The organism is Enterobacter vonholyi, from assembly GCF_008364555.1.
In the GTDB taxonomy this organism is placed as follows: Bacteria; Pseudomonadota; Gammaproteobacteria; order Enterobacterales; family Enterobacteriaceae; genus Enterobacter; species Enterobacter vonholyi.
The window spans coordinates 151,226-175,071 of the sequence record NZ_VTUC01000006.1; the positions used below are offsets into that span (position 1 = coordinate 151,226).

Genomic DNA, 23,846 nt, shown 5'->3' on the forward strand with positions numbered 1-23,846 from the left:
TCATGGAGAGGGGGCTGAGGCATCAGGCTTCTACTGTTCGCATCAGGGTAGCCAGCTCATCTTTCACTGACTGTACCTGCGGGCCGATAACCACCTGCAAATTGTGCTGATTTAACTGTACCACGCCGATGGCCCGGTTGGCTTTCAGGGCGTTGGTGTCCACTTTTGACATATCCGCCACCGACAAACGCAGGCGGGTAATGCAGTTATCCAGCGAGGTAATGTTATCCGCACCGCCCAGCGCTGCCAGAATTGCTGGGGTGTTATAGCCGGATTTGCCCACGGTACCGGCTACCGCCTGCTCGACGCTGGTGGCCGTATCGGTATCGCGGCCTGGCGTTTTCAGGTTAAAGCGGGTGATGGCGAAGCGGAAGATGCCGTAGTACACCACGAACCAGATCGCCGCCACGACCGGGACCAGATACCACTTGGTGGAGAGGCCGTGCAGGATCCCGAAGACTACGAAGTCAATCACGTTGCCGTCGGTGTTGCCGATGGTAACGCCCAGCACCGCCATCACGGTAAAGCCCAGACCGGTCAGCACCGCGTGGATGAGGTACAGCACCGGTGCGACGAACAGGAACAGGAATTCGATTGGCTCGGTGGTACCGCCCACGACGCAGGCGATCACGCCGGAAATCAGCAGGCCTTTAATTTTATGACGGTTTTCCGGGCGCGCGCAGTGGTACATCGCCAGCGCGGCACCCGGCAGGCCGCCGAGGAAGGCAGGCATTTTACCCTGAGACAGGAAGCGGGTTGCGCTTTCGGAGAAGCCGTGGGTGGTCGGGCAGCTCAGCTGCGCCTGGAAGATGGTCAGCGCGCCGCTCACATCGTGACCGCACACCTCCATGGTGCCGCCCGCTTCGGTGAAGCGAATCAGAGCCACCAGGATATGCTGCAGGCCAAACGGCAGGAGCAGACGCTCGCCGGTGCCGAAGATCATCGGACCAAAATCTCCCGCGCCGTTGATGATGCGGCCAATACCGTTAATGCCCATCGCAAAGACCGGCCAGATCAGCGGAATGATCAAACCAAACAGACCCATGACCACCAGGGTCACAATCGGCACAAAGCGGGTACCGCCGAAGAAGGCCAGGGCATCCGGCAGACGAATATTGTGGAAGCGCTCGTGCAGCATCCAGATAATCACGCCCGCGATCACTGCACCGAGGATCCCGGTATCAATAGACTGGATACCGATGACGCTCTGAATGTTGTTAGCTTTCAGCACGGCAGCGTCGGTGGTCGGCAGAATGCCTTTCGCGGTCAGCCAGAAGTTAACCGCCAGGTTCATCACCGCGTAACCCACAAAACCGGCAAACGCCGCGACGCCTTTGTTCTCGCGGGCCAGGCCCAGCGGGATAGCGATACAGAACATGACGGGCAGGAAGCTAAACGCAAAGGAGCCGACTTTACTCATCCAGATAAAGATCGCCTGCAGCACGGGAGTACCGAGGAACGGGATCAGCGTGATGACATCTTTACTGCTGAGCGAGCTGCCGATCCCGAGCATGATCCCGCAGAACGAGAGAAGTGCCACGGGCAGCATAAAGGTTTTACCCAGTTGCTGGAAAAATTCCCACAGCGATATTTTTTGTGCTGCTTTCGCCGTCATAAAACGACTCCTTTATTGTTAAAATCAGTTTGTCTGCCTCAATTCTGCGAGAAGATAAAACGTTTTATCAAAGTTTAGTGCGCGCTAAATCACATTCTCAGGCTTTGACTGGTAGTATAAAGATAACGTATTGATAAAACGTTTTACCGATCTCATTTTCAGGGAGTCACGCCAACACATGGCCGTAGTGAAAAAAGTCACCATCAACGATGTCGCGCTGGCGGCGGGGGTTTCCGTCAGCACCGTTTCTCTGGTACTGAGCGGAAAAGGGCGCATCTCTCCCGCGACCGGTCAGCGGGTGAACGAGGCGGTTGAACAGTTGGGCTTTGTGCGTAACCGCCAGGCGTCGGCGCTGCGCGGGGGGCAAAGCGGGGTGATTGGCCTGATCGTTCGTGACCTGACGTCACCTTTCTATGCGGAGTTGACGGCCGGGTTAACCGAAGCGCTTGAAGCGCAGGGGCGGATGGTCTTTCTGCTTCACGGCGGCCGCGAAGCCGATCAGCTGCTTTCCCGGCTCGATATGCTGTTGAACCAGGGGGTGGACGGGGTGATCGTCGCAGGGGCGTCGGGCGTGGGCAGCGAGCTGTGCGAGCGTGCCGCCGAAAAGGGCGTGCCGCTGGTGTTTGCCTCGCGCGCCAGCTACCTCGACGAAGCCGATACGCTGCGTCCGGATAACATGCAGGCCGCGCAAATGCTGACCGAGCATCTTATTCGTCGCGGTCATCAGCGCATTGCCTGGCTGGGCGGGAAAAGCTCGTCCCTGACCCGCGCCGAGCGGGTCGGCGGCTACTGTGCGACGCTGATTAAATACGGCCTGCCGTTCCACAGCGAGTGGGTCGTGGAGTGTGAGTCCAGCCAGAAGATGGCGGCGGAAGCGATAGGCGCGCTGCTGCGAAGCAGCCCGACGATCAGCGCCGTGATTTGCTACAACGATGTGATCGCCATGGGCGCCTGGTTTGGCCTGATCCGCGCCGGGCGTCAGAGCGGCGAGGGCGGGGTGGAAACCTTCTTCGGCCACCAGGTGGCGCTGGGGGCGTTCGCCGACGTCGGTGAAAACGCGCTGGACGATCTGCCGATCGTCTGGGCCACTACCCCCGCGCGGGAGATGGGTTACACCCTGGCGGACAGAATCATGCAGCGTATCGAAAATACGGATGTGCAGGCCGGGCACCAGATTGTGGCGGCGCGCCTGGTGCCGGTAAAATAGTATCAGGTGAGTTGCGTTAGCGGATTGAGCAACAGTTCGGCTTCCAGTGCCTCCACAAATTTTCGTACTTTTGCCGGGATCAGCCTGGAGGTCGGATAAACCGCCCAAACGGCCAGCGATTCCGGCCGGGCATCTTCCAGGACGATCCGCTCGAGTTTCCCCTCTCTGAAGGCCGGTTCTACGTACCAGCGAGATAAATTGGCGATGCCCAACCCTCCAAGGCAGGCTTCGAAAATTGCCTCAACAGAGTTCGCGGAGAATCGACCCGACACCTTTTGCCTGTAGCGCTGTTCGCCCTGTTCGAATGACCAGTGGACGGTATCTGACGTGGTCAGACAGCTATGTGCCGCCAGATCGTTAAACGATTTTGGATAGCCATTCGCGGCAAGATACGCCGCGCTGGCGCAGAGATCCCGTGGGTTGTGACACAGGCGATGGGCAACTAATCGGTTGTCGCGCAGCGGCGCAATGCGTAACGCCACGTCTATGCCTTTTCCGACAATATCCACCTGTTCGTCGGTGGCGAGTAAATCAACCTGCAGAGCGGGATGTTGCTGCATAAACCGTGTCAGCATGGGAGCAACGATCTTACGGCCAAACCCCGCTGAGGCGGTAATGCGCAGGCGTCCGGTAAGATGCGTCCCCTCGGGAAACAGATCGGCCAGCGCATTATTTTTATCTTCCAGCAGCGCCTGCGCATGGGGTAAAAAAACGTCCCCATCGCTGGTGGGTGAGAGGGAACGCGTGGTGCGGTGCACCAGCCTGACCCCCAGTTCCGCCTCAAGATTATTAAGAGACCGTGACGCCGCCATAGGGCTCACAGAGAGCCGACGCGCGGCGCCCGCCAGGCTACCCGCCTTGACGGCTTCGACAAACACTTCAACGTCTTCCAGCTTCATTGTATCGCTTTTCGTTATGCTGACCTATCAAAGTACATGTCTACATTATTAATCGTTACGCTGCCATAGTCTCTTCACAACCTGAAAAAATATCAGTCTGGAGTGAAGATGAAAAAGTTGAAAACGGTTCTGGCGTTCAGCGGCCTGCTCTTTGCAAGCACATCATGGGCAGATGCCCCCGCGCAGGTGAAACAGCAGGTCCCGGGGTATTATCGTCTGGCTGTCGGGGAATATGAGGTGACGGCGCTTTTCGACGGCTATAACGATCTTTCGCCTGCCTTGCTACACGGGCTCTCAGGCGACAAGGTTCGCGAACTGCTGGCTCAACACAAAATTGATGCCGAACGCATGCCTACTGCCTTCAACGCCTTCCTGGTGAATACCGGTAAACACCTGGTGATGATTGACAGCGGGGGCGGCCACTGCATGTCGGAAACGGCTGGCCAGCTGGTCAGCAATATGAACGCATCAGGGTATCGTCCTGAGCAGGTCGATACCATTTTCCTGACCCACCTGCATCTTGACCACGTGTGCGGCCTGAGCGATGCAGACGGTAAGGCGCTGTTCCCCAATGCCACCGTCTACGTACCGCAGGGGGAGGCCGACTACTGGCTTGACCCTGCAAAAGAAGCGAGCGCTCCGGCTAACGCGAAGGAGTATTTCGCTATCGCCAGGAATGCTCTGTCTGCGTATAAAGCCACCGGGCATCTTAAAACCTTCGTCCCGCCAGCTTCGCCGATCCCGGAAGTCCAGACGACCTATGCCACTGGTCATACGCCTGGCAGTACCGTTTATCGCTTTGCGTCGCAGGGTACGGCTATCAACTTCATTGGGGATTTGATTCATGCGCCTGCCGTCCAGTTCCCGCACCCTGAAGTGTCTATTCGCTTCGATGTCGATCCGAAAAAAGCCATCTCGTCCCGGACGCAGGAATTTAACGCGCTGGCGAAAGACGGTGAGTGGATGGCCGCAGCGCATCTGCCATTCCCCGGTATCGGGCATATTACCGCCGGGCAGCAGGGTTTTAGCTGGAACCCGGTAAATTACGGTCCTTATCAACGTGCGGCCAACGTGCCTCTGCTGAAATAATATGAGGTTATGAACATGAAAAGTTACACCGTAACGGCAAACGGTATCCGTCAGTATGTGGTCGAAGATGGTGAAGGCGCACCGGTTATTCTCCTGCATGGTTTCCCTGAAACAAACTATGCCTGGCGCTACCAGATACCTGTATTGTCCCGGCACTACCGCGTGATTGCGCCAGATTTACGCGGGTATGGCGAAACGGATAAACCTGCATCTGGCTATGATAAACGCAACATGGCGCGGGACATCCGGGAACTGATGCGTGCGCTTGGCTTACAGAAAGTGGTACTGGTGGGGCACGATCGCGGCGCACGCGTGGCGACGCGGTTTGCAAAAGATTACCCTGAGCTGGTGGATCGTATGGTGGTGATGGATAACGTGCCAACGCGCATTGTGGCGCGCGATCTTAATGCGTCGATTGCGCGTGCCTACTGGTTCTTTCTGTTTCATCTTGTGCCAGACCTGCCGGAAGCGCTGATTGCGGGTCGGGAGAATATCTGGCTGCGCCATTTTTTCTCGGACTGGACCTACGATCCGTCTACCATCAGCGGCGAGGCGTTTGATACCTATGTTCGGGCGTATCAGGCACCGGGGGCCGTGCGAGGCGCTATGGCTGACTATCGCGCCAACGCAGAGGATATTGCGCAGGATATGGCAGACGCTGAGGTGAAAATCACCTGCCCGGTAATGTCGCTGTGGGGTAATGATTTTCATGCGGTCGGCAAGCTTTTCGATATGGAAAGCGTCTGGGCCGAAATGGCGGAGAACCTGCGGGCGCATGGTATCGATGAGTGCGGCCACCTTCCGCAGGAGGAGCAGCCAGAGAAAGTGAACGCGCTTCTGCTGGATTTCCTGGCGGGATGGAAAAGCTAGCGGGCAATAAAAACCCCTCATGCGAGGGGTTTTGCTGTTTACTGCTGCGGTGCCGCCGGTTCGGCTGGCGCTGCCGGTTCAGCCGGTTCCGGCATTCCCAGAGCAGGCATACCAAACATGCCGACGAAGTCTTCCAGCGGCATTTTGTCGCCGTTGAGCGTGACCTGGCCGTTGGCGTACTGCAGGCTGGTGGAAATCGTGTTGTTATCCACCTTCGTGATGCGGAACATCTGGCCCATTGCCGCCAGGCCTTTCACCTGCTGGTTCGCCAGCTTGCCGGCGTCTTCATCGCCGTAGCCTTCCAGCTTCGCAATCTGGGTCATGAACTCGGTTGCCATATCCATTGGAATGGTCAGCTTGCTGTCGAGCGACTTCACGCTGCGATCCACTTCCTGCGCCAGCGTCTGCGGTTCACCCGTGGCGGTGGCCGGATCTTTCAGGAACAGCGACAGGTTGAAGCTGGTTTCGCCTTTGCTGTTTTTCCAGCTCAGCGGCGCAACGGTGACCACCGGCTCGCCTTTCAGCAGGATCGGCAGGTTGTTGAACAGCACCGCCATCGCCTGCTGCTGGTAGACTTCCGGGTTCTGCTGCAGCGCGGCATCGGTCAGCAGCGCCTGGCTCTCTTTGCTGTATTTCTGGCTAAACTCGTGCCACGCCTGGCCGTCGATATTGCCGATCTTCAGCGACAGTTTGCCGGTGCCCAGATCCTGATTCTGCACTTTCAGGCTCTTCAGCGTGTAATCCAGCTGGGTATTGATGCTCTTACCGTCTTTAGAAACGTCGGATTTTCCGTTGACGTCCATGCCTTCCAGCACGGCCATCTCTTTTCCTTCAACAGCAATGGCGACTTTGTCGAGAGACAGTTTCTGATCGCCGATACGCTCCTGGAAATCGGTCATGCGGCTGTTGCCGTCTGCTTTCAGGTTATTGAAGGTGAGCTGAACTTTTTGGTTATATTCGTTCACTGCGTTGACCAGGCCGCTTTCCGCTTCACCCGTCAGGGAGAACACGTTTCCATCGCGGTCAGCATCGAGTTTGAAGTGACCGCCGCTGAAGGCGACTTTCTCATTCTCTTTCTCGTAGTTCAGCGCTTTCAGAGCAATATCGGAACTCGTGTCACCGGAATAGCTAATGCGGGTATTAATGTCGAAAGGCGATTCATTCTTCGCCAGGTCAAAAAGCGGTTTGGTGACGTCGTTATTCACCAGCACGGTATGAACGGACGCCATCGACGGGATCAGGTTAAAGGATTTCAGCTGCGCCAGCGGCAGGGGACCGTGGCTCACCACCTCGTCCAGCACCACGCTCTGGCCCGGTTTCAGCCAGCCGTTTGCAGCACCGGCAACCGGCTTCACTACCAGCTGCATGCGGCTGGTAAACACGCCGCGATGATAGTTCTGGTAGCTCAGCTCAAGGCCCGCCTCCGGCGCGCTGCGCTTAATCTCTCCGTTAGCCTGCGCCACCATCTCAGCCAGACGGCCTTCCAGCTGTTTCCCGGTAAACCAGGAGGCACCCGTCCAGACCACGCCTAACGCTACAATCACTCCAACCGCTACGACCGATTTTTTCATTGCGACTATCCCTAAAATGAAACCAGGCGGTAAAAACCGCCTGGAGATATTAAGCCTGCAACTAGCTTAGCAAGAGTTGTTAAAAAATTCAGTAAGTGGTTAAAGCTTATTGAAAACACGCGCCAGGCGACCGGTGCCGCTTACGCTGACCGGAGACTCATTGGCTGCAACGAATGCTGACTCACCGGGCTTAAGCACCAGACGCTGTTCGCCTTTGTGCAGCGTCGCTTCGCCTTCCACGCAGAACAGGATCGCCGCGCTCTCCTGCGCGATGGTGGTTTCGGCCTGGCTCAGGTCGTGCAGGGAAAAGGCAAAATCTTCAACCGGAATCGGGAAGTCCAGCTCTGCACCGTTTTTCACCGGCTGGGTCAGCAGCTCCGCGGCAGGTTTCGCCACGAACTTCACGTTGGCTACCAGCTCAGGGATGTCGATGTATTTCGGCGTCAGGCCCGCGCGCAGCACGTTATCGGAGTTGGCCATCACCTCCAGCGCCACGCCCTGCAGGTAGGCGTGCGGGGTTTCCGCGAAGAGGAACATTGCTTCACCCGGATTCAGCTTCACCACGTTCAGCAGCAGAGGGGAGAACAGGCCGCTGTCGTCCGGATAGAATTCGGAAATCAGACGGATGGTCTCCCACGGTTCACCTTGCTGGCTGTCCAGAGCGGCTTTCAGCACCGCCAGGGCGTGGCTTTTCTCTTCATCCTGCATATTCAGCAGGCTGGCAAACAGCTGGCTCAGCGCATCGGCGTTCGGGTTTTCAAGGAAATGCGCGATGGCTTTATGGGCACCCGCGACCGGCTGCAGCAGGGAGATAATTTCTGAAAACTCGCGGAACGCGTTCATCGCAAGGAAAGGCGTTAGCGCGAACACCAGTTCCGGCTTGTGGTTAGGATCTTTGTAGTTACGCTCGGCAGCATCTAACGGAATACCTGCCGCGTTCTCTTTCGCAAACCCGATTTCTGAGGCTTTCTTGTTCGGATGAACCTGGATGGAGAGCGGCTGGTCAGCGCACAAAACTTTAAACAGGAACGGCAGTTCGCCAAAGCGCTGAGCGACTTTGTCACCCAGCAGCGCGGCTTTATCGGCATTAATCACATCGCGCAGGCTGCGTACCTGGCCGCTGGCGTCTTCAATTTTTGAGCTGCTCTTCGGGTGCGCACCCATCCACAGTTCCGCCATCGGCAGGTTGTTTGGGTTCGCGATACCGTAGAGATCCGTTAACGCAGTTTTACTTCCCCAGGCGTAGTTTTGCACTGAGTTAATGAGTTTTTGCATTATCAAGCCCTGATTCAAAGGTGGAATTAACTCCGGGTATTAAAGCAATAAACCTCATGGAAGTAACCTGTGGATGTAAAAAGTCGTACTAGTCTCAGTTTTTGTTAAAAAATTGTGTAGGATAAGCTGACTCGCTTTTAAGCCGGGCAGCGGAACATCTGCCCTGAATAAACAGACCGAAGCAGTAAGTGAGAGACCAATGTCGAATAAACCCTTCCATTATCAGGATCCTTTCCCCCTCAGTAAGGATCAGACCGAGTATTACCTGTTAACCCGCGATCACGTCTCCGTCTCTGAATTTGAAGGACAAGAGATCCTCAAGGTGGATCCGCAGGCGCTGACGCTGCTGGCGCAGCACGCTTTTCACGACGCCTCGTTTATGCTCCGTCCTGCGCATCAGCAGCAGGTGGCCGATATTCTGAGCGACCCGGAAGCCAGCGAAAACGATAAGTACGTTGCCCTGCAGTTCCTGCGTAACTCCGATATCGCGGCGAAAGGCATTCTGCCAACCTGTCAGGATACCGGCACGGCGATCATCGTCGGTAAAAAAGGGCAGCGCGTCTGGACCGGCGGCGGTGACGAAGCGGCGCTGGCACACGGCGTTTATAACACCTACACCGAAGACAACCTGCGCTATTCGCAAAACGCGGCGCTGGACATGTATAAAGAGGTCAACACCGGCACCAACCTGCCTGCACAGATTGACCTCTACAGCGTCGACGGGGACGAGTACAAATTCCTCTGTATCGCCAAAGGCGGTGGTTCGGCCAACAAAACCTATCTCTATCAGGAAACCAAAGCGCTGCTCACCCCGGGTAAGCTGAAGAACTACCTGGTTGAGAAGATGCGCACCCTCGGCACCGCGGCGTGCCCGCCGTACCATATCGCGTTTGTGATTGGCGGCACGTCGGCTGAAAGCACGCTGAAGACCGTGAAGCTGGCCTCAACCAAATACTACGACGGCCTGCCAACCGAAGGTAACGAGCACGGTCAGGCGTTCCGCGACGTTCAGCTTGAGCAGGAGCTTCTGGAAGAAGCGCGTAACCTGGGTCTTGGCGCGCAGTTTGGCGGCAAATACTTTGCCCACGACGTGCGCGTGATCCGTCTGCCACGTCACGGTGCTTCCTGTCCGGTCGGGATGGGCGTCTCCTGCTCTGCTGATCGCAACATCAAGGCGAAGATCAACCGCGAAGGCGTATGGATCGAAAAACTGGAAAACAATCCGGGCAAATACATTCCGGAAGAGCTGCGCAAAGCGGGCGAGGGGGAAGCGGTCCGCGTTGACCTGAACCGTCCGATGAAAGAGATTCTGGCGCAACTTTCGCAGTATCCGGTCTCGACCCGTCTCTCCCTGAACGGCACGATCATCGTGGGCCGCGACATCGCGCACGCGAAGCTGAAAGAGCGCCTGGACAACGGCGAAGGGCTGCCGCAGTACATTAAAGATCACCCGATCTACTACGCCGGCCCGGCGAAAACGCCTGAAGGCTACGCCTCTGGCTCGTTAGGCCCAACCACGGCGGGCCGTATGGACTCGTACGTTGACCAGCTGCAGGCCAACGGCGGCAGCATGATCATGCTCGCGAAAGGCAACCGCAGCCAGCAGGTGACGGACGCCTGCCACAAGCACGGCGGCTTCTACCTCGGCAGCATCGGCGGCCCGGCTGCGGTTCTGGCGCAGGGCAGCATCAAGAGCCTGGAGTGCGTGGAATACCCGGAACTGGGTATGGAAGCGATCTGGAAAATTGAGGTGGAAGATTTCCCGGCGTTCATCCTCGTGGATGACAAAGGCAACGATTTCTTCAAGCAGATCCAGTCGTCCCAGTGTTCGGCGTGTGTGAAGTAAATTGAAAAAACCGGGTGGCGTAGTCGCCACCCGACACCAAAAAGAGCGCACAAAGCGCCATAACGTTTCTCAGAAGTCATCAATACTTATCCCTTAAGCATGTGAGCTATCCCTCTTTTGTTATCAAGGAGAAAGTAATGACCACGGTACGCCATGAGAAAGACTCGATGGGCGCCATCGACGTCCCGGCCGACAAGCTATGGGGCGCGCAAACCCAGCGTTCGCTGGAGCATTTCCGTATCTCGACTGAAAAAATGCCCGTCTCGCTGATTCAGGCGCTGGCGCTCACCAAACGCGCGGCCGCGAAAGTGAACCAGGATTTAGGCCTGCTGACGGCAGACAAAGCGACCGCCATCATCAACGCCGCCGACGAAGTGCTGGCGGGCAAGCATCCCGATGAATTTCCCCTCGCTATCTGGCAGACCGGTTCCGGCACCCAGAGCAACATGAACATGAACGAAGTGCTGGCGAACCGGGCAAGCGAACTGCTGGGCGGCGTGCGCGGGATGGAGCGTAAGGTTCACCCGAACGATGACGTCAACAAGAGCCAGAGTTCTAACGACGTCTTCCCGACGGCCATGCACGTGGCGGCGGTGATTGCTATCCGCGAGCAGCTTATCCCGCAGCTCAACGTCCTGAAGTCTACGCTCAACGAGAAGGCGCAGGCCTTCCGCGACATCGTCAAAATTGGCCGTACGCACCTGCAGGACGCCACGCCGCTGACGCTCGGCCAGGAGATTTCCGGCTGGGTGGCGATGCTGGAACACAATCTGAAGCATATTCAGAACAGCCTGCCGCATCTGGCGGAGCTGGCGCTCGGCGGGACGGCGGTTGGGACCGGGTTGAACACCCATCCGGAGTATGCGGTGCGCGTGGCGGAGGAGCTGGCAAACATAACCGGGCAGCCGTTCGTCACGGCGCCCAACAAGTTCGAGGCGCTGGCGACCTGCGATGCGCTGGTCCACATCCACGGCGCGCTGAAAGGGCTGGCGGCATCGCTGATGAAAATCGCCAACGACGTGCGCTGGCTGGCCTCGGGCCCGCGCTGCGGCATCGGTGAAATCAGCATTCCGGAAAACGAGCCGGGCAGCTCCATCATGCCGGGTAAAGTCAACCCGACCCAGTGCGAAGCCATGACCATGCTCTGCTGCCAGGTGTTGGGCAACGATGTGGCCGTTAACCTGGGCGGTGCATCCGGCAACTTCGAGCTGAACGTCTATCGCCCGATGGTGATCCACAACGTTCTGCAATCGATTCGTCTGCTGGCGGACGGCATGGAGAGCTTTAATGAACACTGCGCGGTGGGGATCGAGCCAAACCGCGAGCGCATCAGCCAGCTGTTGAACGAATCGCTGATGCTGGTGACCGCGCTCAATACCCATATTGGCTACGACAAAGCCGCCGAGATCGCCAAAAAAGCGCATAAGGAGGGGCTGACGCTGAAAGCCTCCGCCCTGGCGCTGGGCTATCTGACGGAGGCGGAGTTCGATGCTTGGGTACGTCCCGAGGCGATGGTTGGCAGCCTGAAATAATTACCTCGCTACGTACAGGTGCAGCCGCGGAATAATCAGCTGAAGCGGCTGCGCCTGAGGTCGGTAACGGTGCTGGACATTTTCAGCATCGTAATTCAGCAATTCACCAATATCCGGCACTATGGCCCCCCGATCGTCATCATAGAGCGCAATCAGCGGCGTTGGGCAGGCATACTGCACCTGTTTTTGCTGGCCGGAATACCAGACGCGGGCGATAGGCTGAACCTTCACCGGGCGCTTAATTTTGAGGCGCGTATCCGCCGGCAGCGAGGCGATGCTGTGGTACTCCTGTTCGAGGCGCTCAATCCACTGCTCACGCGACCACGGCGCGACGGTGCGCGGCGTCTTCAGGCTTTTTTCCAGCTGCGCCAGAATTTCATCCCGGGTGAAGTTTTTAATGATGTGCTTATTCGCCCAGCCGAAGCGCAGCGTGGCGGGATGACGCAGTACCGTCAGCGTGCGATAGGCATTCAGGGTAATTAACCCCGGAAGCTGACGGTGCACCCACTCAAACCGGGCGGCGGGGGCCAGGCCCGACTCTTCGGTAACGATTTTCTCAAATGCCGCTTTCAGGCTGTTGATATGGGTAATCTGGCTTTCCAGCGCTTCGCGCGCTGCGGCATCGGTTTGCAGGCAGATCACGCCGGGCAGCCGCACCGCCGCCTTGCTGCTGCGCTGTTCAGACTGCTGCTGGATAAAAAGATGGCGATAGTGCTTCATCGCCAGCTCCAGTGCGGCATTGCCGATGTGCTGCTTCACGTCGATGGTATCCAGCGGATCGTGCTCGGCCCCTTTGACCACCTCGGGCAGGGTGAAGACGCGCGCGGCCAGCAGGCGGCAGGTCTGCAAACGTTCTGTCAGGGTTAGCAGCTCGTGTTCTATTTCCCGAAACGTGCTGTTCAGCCGTTCGATGAGATCGTAGGTCGCCATATACACTCTCATTAGTTACAACATACTTATCATATAGCACAGCACGCCGGGTCAGGCCAGCGTGCGCTTGAAGTCAGGCAGGGACGGGAAGGGCGATGTTATGGTACACCGGCCAGTTAAAGCAGAAGCGCGCGCCGCCGAGCTCGCTCTCCTCGCAATGCACCGTACCGCCCATGGCCTGGGCGATAGAGTAGACAATTGCCAGCCCCAGGCCACATCCTCCGGTGGCGCGATCGCGGCTGGGATCGAGGCGGACAAACGGTTCAAACACGGTTTCGCGTGCTTCCGGGGCAATCCCCGGTCCGTCATCCTCTACAGTCAGGCTGGCCTGGTTTCCCTGCAAATCCAGCCCAATTTGCAGCGTACTTTCGCTGTAGCGCATGGCGTTATTCATCAGGTTGTCCAGAACGCGCTCCATCAGGCGCATATCAAGCGCGCCGTAATCACCCGGCGTGACGCGCGTCAACAGCGTGCGCTGCGGGTTTACGCTCTGAACATCGTCAATATGGGTTTGCAGCCACGCGGGCAGATCCGGCGTGCTGAGGTTCAGTTCGTTTTGCGGGCGATCGAGGCGCGCGTAGGTCAGCAGCTCTTCAATCAGCGCTTCGAGTTGGCCAATATCGCGGTTCAGGGCCTGAGACTCCGCTTCCGTCAGATTCTCGCTCATCTCCAGACGATAGCGCAGGCGAACCAGCGGCGTGCGCAGTTCATGTGCAATCCCGTCGATCAGCTGCTTCTTACTGGCTATCAGGGCATTAATGTTATCGGCCATCTGGTTAAAGGCCACGCCAAGGCGTTCAAAGCTGGAACCGCTGTCGAAGTGAATGCGTTCGGTGAAATGCCCTTCGCCAAAACGCTGCGCGGCGGATTCCAGTTTCAGCATGTCCTGCCAGTGGGGGCGCATCCAGATAAAGACCGGAAACGCGAGCGAAATGGCGATAAAGGCCATCAGCGCCATGTCCAGCAGACGCATCTGGTGCAGATAATAGAGATAGGGCACCGGCCCGACGGCAAGCACGTAATGGCTGCGAGGAATACGCTGGATAAAGGTGTATTTCTCATCCAGCGCGACGATGTCCCCGTCGCGCAGACGTTGCATGGCAGGCGGGTCCAGATCGAAATCTTTCAACGGCTCGATGCGTAAATCGAATGACAGATTCAGATCCAGCTCTTTCAGGGTTTTCGCCCAGTCGTGTGGCGGGATCTCTCTTAGCTCGCTGCGCATCAGATAGAGCGAGCTTTTCATCAGATCGTCCAGCGACTGCCTGCCCGCACGTTCGGCGGTAAATTTATAAACCAGCCCGACCAGCATGGTCATCACCAGGAAGCAGACAAACAGTAAAAGATAAAACTGCACAAACAGCTTTTTCATTGGATCTCACCGCAAAAACACTATGTGCAGAATATACATGAAAACCCTTCGAGTTTTTCACGTCTGTCGAGCGTGTTATATGGCTTTCGCGCTGTTTTTTACCTTGGCGATGAGTTTTTCGGTCATCGCCAGTCCTTCAGCAATATGCGTATCAATCACATCCGTCCCGTATTCGCTGATGAGGTCCAGCAGTATTTCGTAAGACTGGATGAGTTCCAGCAGGTCAAAGAGCGCTTTTTGATCGGTTCTTGAGGGGGTGACGTGGTTAAGGGTTGCCTGATTAACAATCCACTCAAGATTGGTTTTTATCGCTTCTACCTGACCGTAGCTATACATATGTCATGGGCTTAAATCCTCATTTCAAGATTTATTGGAGAGATGTCGTGAAAGCTTCACGGCGAAAATGAGTAAAACGATCGCAAGAGCGGGGCGAGCTGAAGAAAGGAGAGTCGAGAAGGTAATTATGGAATAGTTCGCGTGCTTAGCAAGTAAATTGTTGCGCAAACGTAAAAATAAACGTACGAAAGAGAAGGCATCATCGCGCAATGCCTTCATTTCTGTCAGGTTATCTTCTCAGGTTTCCCATGCATGTGGGGCAAACAGATAACCCTTATTACGCACGGTTTTAATGCGGTAGGGCTCGGTGGCGTTATCCTGCAGTTTTTTGCGCAGACGCGAAATCGCCACGTCAACGCTGCGGTCCATTCCGTCATAGCTCACGCCACGCAGGTTTTTCAGCAGCGCGTCACGGTCCATAATCTGTCCGGCATGCGTTGCCAGCTCCCACAGCAGGTCAAAATCTGCGGTAGAAAGGGCGATAAGTTCGCCAGAGAGCAGCACCTGACGATTAATCGGATCAATAGACAGCGTCCCGAAGCGCATCGCTTTGTGCGGCGTCAGAGACGGCGCCGGTGCTTCGCGTTCGATGCTGGCGTGCTGGCGTAAATGGAGGCGCAGGCGAGCGAGCAGGACGGCAGGCGGTGTGGTTTTCAGAATGTAGTCATTGGCACCCATCTCCAGCGACAAAATGTGGTTCATATCGCTGTCCAGCGAGGTGAGCAGGACAATAGGGCCCTCCCAACGGGAGCGCAGGTCACGGCAGAGCGTCATGCCGTCTTTGCCTGGCAACATGATATCCAGCAGCACCAGATCCGGGTTTTCACGGACGACCACCTCTTCGGCACGATCGCCGCGAGGTTCAACAATGACGTCCATATCATGTTTACCCAGATAGGCGGCGATCAGCTGCCCGACTTCGGGTTCGTCTTCAACATAAACAATCTTATTCATACAGCGTCTGTTTTCGTGAAAAAAGCCAACATACACCGCGAAACCTTAACCTTCCATTAATCTTTCAAAATTAACGCCGGTTCCGTAATTCTGGCTGTTATTCGCTTTCACTAGCGCAGCGGTCGGCCACCGTCCACGGCAAAGGTTCTGCCGGTGACGTAGCAGCTGGTGAGCAGGTAATCCACGAGGTCGATGACCTCTTTCTCGCCGGGGGCGATTTTCATGAGCGACTTATTCAGCGCCTGCTGGCGATACTCTGCATCATCGTTTTCGTTAAACAAAATCATCGCCGGGGCGATGGCGTTCACCTTCACCTCCGGGGCGAGCTTGCGGGCAAACGAGCGGGTCATGTTATCCAGCGCGGCTTTACTGGCCGCGTAGGCGATGTGCTTGTCGCTGCCGCGCTCCACTACATAATCGGTGAAGTGAATGATGTCGCCCGCAGCGTGCCCGTGGCCGCGCAGCAGGTCCTGCAGAGCGTGGTTAAGCAGATAAGGGGCATTGACGTGGATCTGCAGCATGGAGGAGAGCGTTTCGCTAAGTGACGTACCGGGTTTTTCGGCACGCCATGCGCTGGCGTTATGGATCACGGCGCGCAGCCCCGTCGTGGTGGCTTTTACCGTTTCCGCGAAAGCCAGAATGCCTTCATCGGTTGAAAAATCAGCCTGAATGCAGACCGCCCCCGCTTTGCGTAACCCTTCAATCGACGGGTATTCCGTACGGTAGCTGACAATGACCGGATGGCGAAGGTTGAGAAAGTGATGGGCGAGGGCGAGGCCGATACGGCGGCCTCCACCGGTAATCAGTATTGGGCGAAGCGGTGCATTTCCCATCGTATTCTCCTTTACAGTTCAACAATGGGAAAGGCGATGCTATCCCATTAACATCCAGGTTGCCGGTAGGGCAGCAACCAGTAACAGTCCAATCAATGCCATCTCACGGCGTTTCAGCGCATTCTCCAGCTGATGCGTGCGGCGGGCATAGATAAACACCAGCAGACCCGGTGCGTACAGCACTACCGACAGTAGCAGATGCATAGGACCGGAAGCATACAACAACCACAGGCCGTAAATACAGGCTCCGACACCCACAACATAATGCGCCGGGCGTGTGGCAATTTTTAACAGATACGCACCCACTAAGAAATAGGGTACCAGAATCATCTCCGAGGCGATGGTCAGCAGGGTGTTATAGTCTGAACCTGTGAGCCAGATCAGCACCAGACAGACCTGAACGCTGATGTTGGTCAGCCAGAGCGATGCCGACGGCGCACTGTTTTGGTTTTGACGGGCGAACAGGCGTGGAAACGCTTTGTGCGTCGCGGCCAGGAAAGGCACTTCTGCCGCCATGATGGTCCAGCTCAGATACGCGCCGCAGACGGATATGATAAGGCCAGCCGCAATCACCACGTCGCCCCAGGGGCCGAGCATTTTCACCATCAGCCCTGCCATTGACGGGTTACGCATTTCAGCCAGTTCAGGACGCGCCACCACGCCCAGCGACAGCAGCGTTACCAGCAGATAGACCCCGAGCGCAGCGAGTACGGCCAGCAGCGTGGCGCGGCCCACATCGCGTTTATTTCGGGCTCGGGCAGAAACCACGACCGCGCCTTCTACACCGATGAACACCCACAGGGTAATTAGCATCGTGTTTTTCACCTGCTCCCAGACGGGGACGCCCAGCGCAACGCCGCTGAAATCAAGCTTAAACACGTCCATACGGAACGCAATGAAGGCCAGAACGATAAACAGGCCGAGCGGAACCAGCTTCGCGAGCGTCGCCACCAGATTGATGCTGGCGGCCGTTTGTACGCCACGTAACACCAGCCAGTGGACGAACCACAATAACACCGAGGCGCCCACAATAGACTGCCAGGTATTTCCGTCGCCAAAGAGGCGCAGCTCAGGCGTATCGGTAAAGAAACTGAGCGCCGAGAAGACGATTACCAGATAGGAGACGTTGGCGATAACGGCACACAGCCAGTATCCCCACGCGGAACAGAAGCCAATCAGCTCGCCGAAACCTTCACGCGCATAGGTGAAAATGCCGCCGTCCAGATCCGGGCGAATGCGGGTGAGCAGCAGCATAGCGAAGGCCAGCAGCAATATTCCGACACCCGTAATGCCCCAGCCAATGATGAGCGCAGAAGGGCTCGCGACTGCCGCCATATTTTGCGGCAAACTGAATACGCCCGCACCCAGCATTGAGCTTAAAACGAGTGCAGTCAGAGCACTCAGGCCAAGTTTCTTTTCCATTGGCTTCCTGTTATGAAAGGTCAAAATCCAGAATAATTATTTCGCTCAGGCGCATAAAAATGGTGGATCACACTAAGGCGCGGGATTTTACGGAGTGTAACGAAAGCATGCAATGACGTGAGGCAGAAATTCAAAAAAAGTAACAAAAAAAGGCGGCATTGCGCCGCCTTTCGTAAACGACTTTTGTTACTTGTACAGATCGGCGCTGATGGTCACGTTGTTACCACGTTCCTGCCACTGGCGGGTGATGTGGTAGTACTTCGCCCCTTTCTTCGCCGCACGCTTCGCGACCTGGTAAGAGACTTCCGTCATGTTGCCGTAGTTGCCGGTAAATTTGATGCTGTCGAACGGCACCATCTGCGCAGCAGTGGCGTTGTTCAGCTCTTCAATTTTGGTACCGTCCGGCAGCGTAACGGAGTAACGGCCACCTTTCGTGGACTGCGTTTCAAAGAAACGACCCACTTCAGCGCTTGGAGCCGCCGTCGTTGCGACGCCAGGAATTTCAACTTTCTTCGCGGCTTCGCCGCCTTTCGCTATCGCCGCGCGACCCGCTTCTGAATTCGCCGGGATGGCATCCGGGCTTTGCAGAACACGTTTTTTCGCATCTTTTTTATAGATGAACGCGGTAATGCGCTGGTTGCCACCCTGGTTAGCATCGACCTGACGCACGATGTAGAAAGAATAAGCTCCTTTCTCTTTCGCGGCTTTGGTGATGGCATCGTTCACTTCAGGCTGGCTGCGGTAAAAGCCCTGAACGGTGACGGTGTCGTAGGGTTCCAGCTCAATCGCCTGATCTTTCGGCAGTTCAACAACACCGTTGATCACGCGGTTTTTCGGTGCGTCAGCTTTTGGCGCATTGTCTTTGAATAGCGCGATGGTCACGCGCAGGTTACCGCTGTTGCCGTAATCTGACTGGTCAACGACATAAAACGAGGCCGCCCCGTTTTTATCAGCAGCTTTTGATGCAGCGGCGACGGCGTCGCCAATAGAATTATAACGACCCACAATGACCGTATGGTCAAAAGGTTTTAACGCTGCCGCTTGCTCCGGCGTTAACTCTGTTGCGGCATTCGCAGACAGGGCGGTCGCGGAAAGAAGTGCGGACGCCAGGAGTGTGTTCTTAAGCTTCATAAAAATGATCCTTCGCCTTGCGCAAACCATGTACTGGTATTGTTGTTAATTTGAGACGGTCCCGATTATTGCATTTAAAACCCGTCGCTGTCTGCGCCATTTTTCACTGCCTGTGCTCACTGAATCACCTTATTCGATAACATTTAGTGATATGTTGAAAAAACACGCGTTTGACAAGTAAAACTGATAAAGCATATGACTTTTACAAGTTAATTTAATGTTAATAAGTTGTTCTCTTACGGCGCTATATCATGTTTTTACCGCTTCGCTTGCGCGATTTATCGGTTCCGGCGATGAATTTAAGGTAAATATCACTGTCAGTGACGCCGATCGCTTATTTTTCACAGATAAAGTAAGAAATAGTGTTTTCTGGCGGTAGATCACGGGCGCTATTTTCAGTAGGTTATAGACAGTTTGTTACTGTTTTATTTTCCGGGGTTAATCATATCTCGTCGCTGGTGCGATGGTGAAAATTGATACAAATCGCGGGCATTTATCGATAAACCATCATCAAGAACCGATGGAAGGGAAAACTATGCGTATTGGGGTACCAAAAGAACGGTTAGCCAATGAAACCCGCGTAGCGGCAACACCGAAAACGGTGGAGCAACTGCTTAAGCTGGGTTTTACGGTCGCGGTTGAAAGCGGCGCGGGCAAACTGGCGAGTTTCGATGACGAGGCCTTTATCCAGGCTGGCGCGGAAGTGGTCGACGGTGCTGACGTCTGGCAGTCTCAGGTGATTCTGAAGGTCAATGCACCGGAAGAGGGTGAGATTGCGCTGTTGAATCCGGGGACAACCCTGGTGAGCTTCATCTGGCCTGCACAAAACCCGGAGCTGATGGAGAAGCTGGCAGCCCGTGGCGTGACCGTAATGGCGATGGACTCCGTGCCGCGCATTTCGCGCGCGCAGTCGCTGGATGCCTTAAGCTCCATGGCAAACATCGCTGGCTACCGCGCCATTGTTGAAGCAGCCCACGAGTTTGGTCGCTTCTTTACCGGTCAAATCACCGCCGCGGGTAAAGTCCCTCCGGCGAAAGTCATGGTGATTGGCGCGGGCGTGGCGGGCCTTGCTGCAATCGGTGCGGCAAATAGCCTGGGCGCTATCGTACGTGCCTTTGACACCCGTCCTGAAGTAAAGGAACAGGTTCAGAGTATGGGCGCCGAATTCCTTGAGCTGGACTTCAAGGAAGAAGCCGGCAGCGGCGATGGTTACGCGAAGGTGATGTCCGAAGCCTTTATCAAAGCCGAAATGGAACTCTTCGCCGCTCAGGCGAAAGATGTCGACATTATTGTCACCACCGCGCTTATCCCGGGTAAACCTGCGCCGAAGCTGATTACCCGTGAGATGGTTGATTCCATGAAGCCGGGCAGCGTGATTGTCGACCTGGCCGCCCAAAACGGCGGTAACTGTGAATATACCGTACCGAATCAGGTGACCACGACCGCTAACGGCGTGAAGGTGATCGGCTATACCGATCTGCCGGGCCGTCTGCCAACGCAGTCTTCTCAGCTGTACGGCACTAACCTCGTCAACCTGCTTAAGCTGCTCTGCAAAGAGAAAGACGGCAACGTCACCGTTGATTTCGACGATGTGGTGGTGCGCGGTGTGACCGTGGTCCGTGAAGGTGAAATTACCTGGCCTGCGCCGCCTATTCAGGTTTCTGCTCAGCCTCAGGCGGCACCGAAAGCGGCGCCTGAGCCAAAAGAACCTGCTAAACCGGCTTCACCGTGGCGTAAATACGCGATCATGGCGCTGGTAATTATTTTGTTCGGCTGGCTGGCTGACGTCGCGCCAAAAGAGTTCCTCGGCCATTTTACCGTCTTCGCGCTCTCCTGCGTCGTAGGTTACTACGTGGTGTGGAACGTCTCCCATGCGCTTCATACGCCGCTGATGTCGGTAACCAACGCCATCTCCGGGATCATCGTGGTGGGGGCGTTACTTCAGATTGGTCACGGCGGCTGGATCAGCTTCCTGAGTTTTATCGCGGTGCTGATCGCCAGTATCAATATTTTCGGTGGTTTCACCGTGACTCAGCGCATGCTGAAAATGTTTCGTAAAGGCTAAGGGGTAGCATATGTCTGGAGGATTAGTGACAGCCGCATACATTGTTGCTGCAATCCTGTTTATTTTCAGTCTGGCGGGGCTTTCCAAACACGAAACGTCTCAGCAGGGGAATAACTTTGGTATCGCCGGAATGGCGATTGCGCTGATTGCCACCATCTTCGGACCGGATACCGGCAACGTAGCGTGGATCCTGGTGGCGATGATCATCGGTGGCGCGATTGGTATTCGTCTGGCAAAACGCGTTGAAATGACCGAGATGCCGGAGCTGGTTGCCATTCTGCACAGCTTTGTGGGTCTGGCCGCGGTGCTGGTGGGCTTCAACAGCTACCTGTATCACGAACCGGGTCTGGAACCGATTCTGGTCAACATCCACCTTACTGAAGTGTTCCTGGGCATCTTCATCGGTGCGGTGACCTTCACGGGCTCCATTGTCGCGTTTGGTAAACTGCGCGGAAAGATCTCCTCTAAACCGCTGATGCTGCCAAACCGTCATAAGCTGAACCTGGCGGCGCTGGTGGTGTCATTTGTTCTGCTGGTGGTCTTCGTGCGTACCGAAAGCGTCGGTCTGCAGGTGCTGGCGTTGCTGGTAATGACCATCATCGCGCTGGCATTCGGCTGGCACCTGGTGGCGTCCATCGGTGGTGCGGATATGCCGGTTGTTGTCTCAATGCTGAACTCCTACTCCGGTTGGGCTGCAGCGGCGGCAGGCTTTATGCTGAGCAACGACCTGCTGATCGTCACCGGTGCGCTGGTGGGTTCTTCCGGCGCGATCCTGTCTTATATCATGTGTAAGGCGATGAACCGTTCGTTCATTAGCGTAATCGCCGGTGGTTTCGGGACAGATGGCTCTTCTTCCAGTGCTGATGAAGAAGTGGGTGAGCACCGTGAAATTTCTGCGGAAGATACCGCAGACATGCTGAAAAACTCGCATTCTGTGATCATCACCCCCGGCTACGGCATGGCGGTGGCGCAGGCGCAGTATCCGGTTGCGGAAATCACCGAGAAGCTGCGCGCGCGGGGCATCAAGGTTCGCTTTGGTATTCACCCGGTGGCAGGGCGTCTGCCGGGCCACATGAACGTGCTGCTGGCGGAAGCGAAAGTACCTTACGACATCGTGCTGGAAATGGATGAGATCAACGATGATTTCGCCGACACCGACACCGTGCTGGTCATTGGTGCCAACGATACCGTTAACCCTGCTGCACAGGACGATCCGGGTAGCCCAATCGCCGGTATGCCGGTTCTGGAAGTGTGGAAGGCGCAGAACGTAATCGTCTTCAAACGTTCTATGAATACCGGTTATGCCGGGGTGCAGAACCCGCTGTTCTTCAAAGAGAATACCCACATGCTGTTTGGCGATGCTAAAGCCAGCGTGGATGCGATTCTGAAAGCGCTGTAAGTTGCGCTGAAACGAAAAAACCGCCGAATTTGGCGGTTTTTTTATTGTCGGGCGGCGTCAGGTGTTAATCGTCTTCCGGATCGTCCAGCTCAACCGGCGTCTGGTACTCATCCGGCTTAATGACCAGCAGGTCGCAGCGCAGATGGTCGATCACCTGTTCGGCGGTATTGCCGAGGAAGGCGGCAGAAATACCGGTCCGGCCGATAGTACCCAGCACCACAATCCCAGCCTGCAGGTGTTCCGCCAGGTCCGGGATCACCTCTTCAGGCAACCCTTTTTCCACGTGGGTCATTTTCTCATCAATGCTGAATTTCTGGCGCAGCGCTTTCATGGCCAGCAGATGCTGACCGCGGATCGCGTCGTTGTACACGCTCGGGTCAAACTCAGGTAGCTCAATGGCAATGTTAATAGGGGTGACCGGATAGGCACCTACCAGGTGCACTTCAGTATGATTGACCTGGTCTGCAAGCTGGATGGTCTCCTTCACCAGCTTCTCGTTCAGGGAGTTGTGGTAATCCTCTTCGCTAGCGAGGTTTACCGCCACAACGGCTTTCCCGCCTTCAGGCCACGGCTGGTCTTTAACCATCCAGACCGGGCAAGGGCATTTGCGCAGCAGATGCCAGTCGGTCGGGGTGAAGATCACGGATTCCAGCTTGTCGTGCTGGTGCGCCATCTTCAGCAGCAGATCGTGCCCACCGGCGACAACTTCCTGGATGATGGCTTCGAAAGGTCGGTTGTGCCAGACCACTTTAATATCAATGGGAACACCCGCTTCCAGGTAATACTTCGCCTGTTCTCGGATCCACGCGGTACGCTGGCTGATGACGCCCTGACGCATAGCGGTTCGCTCGTCAGGCGACAGAAGGGTGGTCATCTCATACGAGAAGTCATAGATCGGCAAAAACGCTTTGATTTTGCCACCAATCCGTTGATGTAAATACACAGCACGTCGTAATGCCGGCTGATCGTCCTGATTCGGATCGATAGCTACCAGCATGTTTTGATACTTGGCCATACAGGTCTCCTTACTACTGTCACCACAGTCTGTAATTAAAAGAGTAACCTATATATCCTGAATGAAACAGAGGGGAGGTTTTGCCAGATCAATAAATCATGCAAATTTATTGGTTCGTACTGCTGCATGATGAATGTAAAGATTTTCTTGGGCTTCAAATCGTTATGTGGGCGCGTCAGGGGCATATTGACAAGAATCCTCCTGTTAATAACAGCAACCTGGTCCCTATCCATATCACCGTTCCACTTTGCACCGACCTCATAAACCATCCGTGAATCCTCATGTCCCCTCGGTGTCGCTACAAACGAAGGATGTGCACATGCATAAAGTGACCAGCAGGCATGGTGTGTCTCGACTGATGGGGACAGTTCTCTGATTCCTGCCCTACGTAATCCATTCTTCCATCCGTAGGACAGAGAACCTGCCTTTGTTGTCGAGCGCTGGTCGGTTACCAATACTGTCCTGAGGCGCTGCGTTTCGGTTTT

The 23,846-nt window shown here is 55.9% G+C and carries 19 protein-coding genes; 7 read left to right on the top strand and 12 right to left on the bottom strand.

Annotated features, from left to right (window positions below; genetic code table 11):
* Window positions 1-22: 22 nt before the first annotated feature.
* Complete coding sequence (gene malX, locus F0319_RS09490) at window positions 23-1,615, bottom strand: maltose/glucose-specific PTS transporter subunit IIBC (RefSeq protein ID WP_133294255.1); 1,593 nt, start codon at window positions 1,613-1,615, stop codon at window positions 23-25.
* A gap of 178 nt (window positions 1,616-1,793) precedes the next feature.
* Here malX and F0319_RS09495 point away from each other — a divergent pair, with 178 nt between their 5' ends.
* Entirely contained in the window at window positions 1,794-2,822 is a 1,029-nt protein-coding gene (locus tag F0319_RS09495; RefSeq protein ID WP_111965676.1) for a Mal regulon transcriptional regulator MalI, read from the top strand.
* A gap of 2 nt (window positions 2,823-2,824) precedes the next feature.
* Here the strand turns inward: F0319_RS09495 and F0319_RS09500 are convergent, their stop codons facing one another.
* A complete protein-coding gene (locus F0319_RS09500) occupies window positions 2,825-3,721 on the bottom strand; it encodes a LysR family transcriptional regulator (protein ID WP_149366760.1) in 897 nt (298 codons plus the stop codon).
* A 108-nt stretch (window positions 3,722-3,829) separates the two neighbouring features.
* On the opposite strand from F0319_RS09500, the gene F0319_RS09505 reads away from it, so the two are divergent.
* Window positions 3,830-4,810 carry an MBL fold metallo-hydrolase gene (locus F0319_RS09505; RefSeq protein ID WP_149366761.1) on the top strand — a complete coding sequence of 327 codons (981 nt, stop codon included), beginning with the start codon at window positions 3,830-3,832 and terminating at the stop codon, window positions 4,808-4,810.
* A 15-nt stretch (window positions 4,811-4,825) separates the two neighbouring features.
* Window positions 4,826-5,680, top strand: coding sequence for an alpha/beta fold hydrolase (locus F0319_RS09510; protein WP_149366762.1), 855 nt, complete (start codon window positions 4,826-4,828; stop codon window positions 5,678-5,680).
* A gap of 38 nt (window positions 5,681-5,718) precedes the next feature.
* Here F0319_RS09510 and F0319_RS09515 read toward each other — a convergent pair whose 3' ends face one another.
* Both F0319_RS09515 and manA read right to left on the bottom strand, forming a co-directional pair.
* Window positions 5,719-7,251, bottom strand: a complete 1,533-nt coding sequence (locus tag F0319_RS09515; RefSeq protein WP_149366763.1) for a YdgA family protein — start codon at window positions 7,249-7,251, stop codon at window positions 5,719-5,721.
* 99 nt (window positions 7,252-7,350) lie between these two features.
* Window positions 7,351-8,526 carry a mannose-6-phosphate isomerase gene (manA, locus tag F0319_RS09520; RefSeq protein ID WP_149366764.1) on the bottom strand — a complete coding sequence of 392 codons (1,176 nt, stop codon included), beginning with the start codon at window positions 8,524-8,526 and terminating at the stop codon, window positions 7,351-7,353.
* Between the two features lie 199 nt (window positions 8,527-8,725).
* Here manA and fumA point away from each other — a divergent pair, with 199 nt between their 5' ends.
* Window positions 8,726-10,372 carry a class I fumarate hydratase FumA gene (fumA, locus tag F0319_RS09525; RefSeq protein WP_024909338.1) on the top strand — a complete coding sequence of 549 codons (1,647 nt, stop codon included), beginning with the start codon at window positions 8,726-8,728 and terminating at the stop codon, window positions 10,370-10,372.
* Between the two features lie 137 nt (window positions 10,373-10,509).
* A complete protein-coding gene (gene fumC, locus F0319_RS09530; protein ID WP_149366765.1) occupies window positions 10,510-11,904 on the top strand; it encodes a class II fumarate hydratase in 1,395 nt (464 codons plus the stop codon).
* Here the strand turns inward: fumC and tus are convergent, their stop codons facing one another.
* The 7 genes from tus to ydgH all read right to left on the bottom strand — a co-directional run bounded on the left by tus (window position 11,905) and on the right by ydgH (window position 18,882).
* Window positions 11,905-12,834, bottom strand: coding sequence for a DNA replication terminus site-binding protein (gene tus / locus F0319_RS09535; RefSeq protein WP_149366766.1), 930 nt, complete (start codon window positions 12,832-12,834; stop codon window positions 11,905-11,907).
* Window positions 12,835-12,907: 73 nt separating this feature from the next.
* Window positions 12,908-14,206, bottom strand: a complete 1,299-nt coding sequence (gene rstB / locus F0319_RS09540) for a two-component system sensor histidine kinase RstB (protein WP_111965685.1) — start codon at window positions 14,204-14,206, stop codon at window positions 12,908-12,910.
* Between the two features lie 75 nt (window positions 14,207-14,281).
* Window positions 14,282-14,542, bottom strand: coding sequence for a hypothetical protein (locus F0319_RS09545; RefSeq protein WP_111965686.1), 261 nt, complete (start codon window positions 14,540-14,542; stop codon window positions 14,282-14,284).
* 237 nt (window positions 14,543-14,779) lie between these two features.
* Window positions 14,780-15,496 carry a two-component system response regulator RstA gene (rstA, locus tag F0319_RS09550; RefSeq protein ID WP_111965768.1) on the bottom strand — a complete coding sequence of 239 codons (717 nt, stop codon included), beginning with the start codon at window positions 15,494-15,496 and terminating at the stop codon, window positions 14,780-14,782.
* A gap of 110 nt (window positions 15,497-15,606) precedes the next feature.
* Window positions 15,607-16,329: a dihydromonapterin reductase gene (gene folM, locus F0319_RS09555; protein WP_111965687.1), complete on the bottom strand. Its 723-nt coding sequence runs from the start codon at window positions 16,327-16,329 to the stop codon at window positions 15,607-15,609.
* A gap of 39 nt (window positions 16,330-16,368) precedes the next feature.
* Complete coding sequence (locus tag F0319_RS09560) at window positions 16,369-17,751, bottom strand: amino acid permease (protein WP_115874886.1); 1,383 nt, start codon at window positions 17,749-17,751, stop codon at window positions 16,369-16,371.
* A 186-nt stretch (window positions 17,752-17,937) separates the two neighbouring features.
* Entirely contained in the window at window positions 17,938-18,882 is a 945-nt protein-coding gene (gene ydgH, locus F0319_RS09565; protein WP_111965689.1) for a DUF1471 family protein YdgH, read from the bottom strand.
* A 535-nt stretch (window positions 18,883-19,417) separates the two neighbouring features.
* Here ydgH and pntA point away from each other — a divergent pair.
* Both pntA and pntB read left to right on the top strand, forming a co-directional pair.
* A complete protein-coding gene (gene pntA / locus F0319_RS09570; RefSeq protein ID WP_115874887.1) occupies window positions 19,418-20,947 on the top strand; it encodes a Re/Si-specific NAD(P)(+) transhydrogenase subunit alpha in 1,530 nt (509 codons plus the stop codon).
* Between the two features lie 10 nt (window positions 20,948-20,957).
* Entirely contained in the window at window positions 20,958-22,346 is a 1,389-nt protein-coding gene (gene pntB / locus F0319_RS09575) for a Re/Si-specific NAD(P)(+) transhydrogenase subunit beta (protein ID WP_032668239.1), read from the top strand.
* Window positions 22,347-22,410: 64 nt separating this feature from the next.
* Here pntB and uspE read toward each other — a convergent pair whose 3' ends face one another.
* The gene (gene uspE, locus F0319_RS09580; RefSeq protein ID WP_032640084.1) at window positions 22,411-23,361 is read right to left on the bottom strand and encodes a universal stress protein UspE; all 951 of its coding nucleotides are present in this window, start codon (window positions 23,359-23,361) and stop codon (window positions 22,411-22,413) included.
* Window positions 23,362-23,846 lie beyond the last annotated feature (485 nt).

What these genes read in the sequence shown, in the direction of transcription:
- F0319_RS09495 (WP_111965676.1), top strand. Translation starts at nt 1,794, where the DNA reads ATGGCCGTAGTGAAAAAAGTCACCATCAACGATGTCGCGCTGGCGGCG.
- pntB (WP_032668239.1), top strand. Translation starts at nt 20,958, where the DNA reads ATGTCTGGAGGATTAGTGACAGCCGCATACATTGTTGCTGCAATCCTG.
- F0319_RS09560 (WP_115874886.1), bottom strand. Translation starts at nt 17,751, where the DNA reads ATGGAAAAGAAACTTGGCCTGAGTGCTCTGACTGCACTCGTTTTAAGC.
- fumC (WP_149366765.1), top strand. Translation starts at nt 10,510, where the DNA reads ATGACCACGGTACGCCATGAGAAAGACTCGATGGGCGCCATCGACGTC.
- F0319_RS09515 (WP_149366763.1), bottom strand. Translation starts at nt 7,251, where the DNA reads ATGAAAAAATCGGTCGTAGCGGTTGGAGTGATTGTAGCGTTAGGCGTG.
- tus (WP_149366766.1), bottom strand. Translation starts at nt 12,834, where the DNA reads ATGGCGACCTACGATCTCATCGAACGGCTGAACAGCACGTTTCGGGAA.
- rstA (WP_111965768.1), bottom strand. Translation starts at nt 15,496, where the DNA reads ATGAATAAGATTGTTTATGTTGAAGACGAACCCGAAGTCGGGCAGCTG.
- F0319_RS09500 (WP_149366760.1), bottom strand. Translation starts at nt 3,721, where the DNA reads ATGAAGCTGGAAGACGTTGAAGTGTTTGTCGAAGCCGTCAAGGCGGGT.
- manA (WP_149366764.1), bottom strand. Translation starts at nt 8,526, where the DNA reads ATGCAAAAACTCATTAACTCAGTGCAAAACTACGCCTGGGGAAGTAAA.
- fumA (WP_024909338.1), top strand. Translation starts at nt 8,726, where the DNA reads ATGTCGAATAAACCCTTCCATTATCAGGATCCTTTCCCCCTCAGTAAG.
- F0319_RS09505 (WP_149366761.1), top strand. Translation starts at nt 3,830, where the DNA reads ATGAAAAAGTTGAAAACGGTTCTGGCGTTCAGCGGCCTGCTCTTTGCA.
- uspE (WP_032640084.1), bottom strand. Translation starts at nt 23,361, where the DNA reads ATGGCCAAGTATCAAAACATGCTGGTAGCTATCGATCCGAATCAGGAC.
- rstB (WP_111965685.1), bottom strand. Translation starts at nt 14,206, where the DNA reads ATGAAAAAGCTGTTTGTGCAGTTTTATCTTTTACTGTTTGTCTGCTTC.
- pntA (WP_115874887.1), top strand. Translation starts at nt 19,418, where the DNA reads ATGCGTATTGGGGTACCAAAAGAACGGTTAGCCAATGAAACCCGCGTA.
- F0319_RS09510 (WP_149366762.1), top strand. Translation starts at nt 4,826, where the DNA reads ATGAAAAGTTACACCGTAACGGCAAACGGTATCCGTCAGTATGTGGTC.
- ydgH (WP_111965689.1), bottom strand. Translation starts at nt 18,882, where the DNA reads ATGAAGCTTAAGAACACACTCCTGGCGTCCGCACTTCTTTCCGCGACC.
- folM (WP_111965687.1), bottom strand. Translation starts at nt 16,329, where the DNA reads ATGGGAAATGCACCGCTTCGCCCAATACTGATTACCGGTGGAGGCCGC.
- malX (WP_133294255.1), bottom strand. Translation starts at nt 1,615, where the DNA reads ATGACGGCGAAAGCAGCACAAAAAATATCGCTGTGGGAATTTTTCCAG.
- F0319_RS09545 (WP_111965686.1), bottom strand. Translation starts at nt 14,542, where the DNA reads ATGTATAGCTACGGTCAGGTAGAAGCGATAAAAACCAATCTTGAGTGG.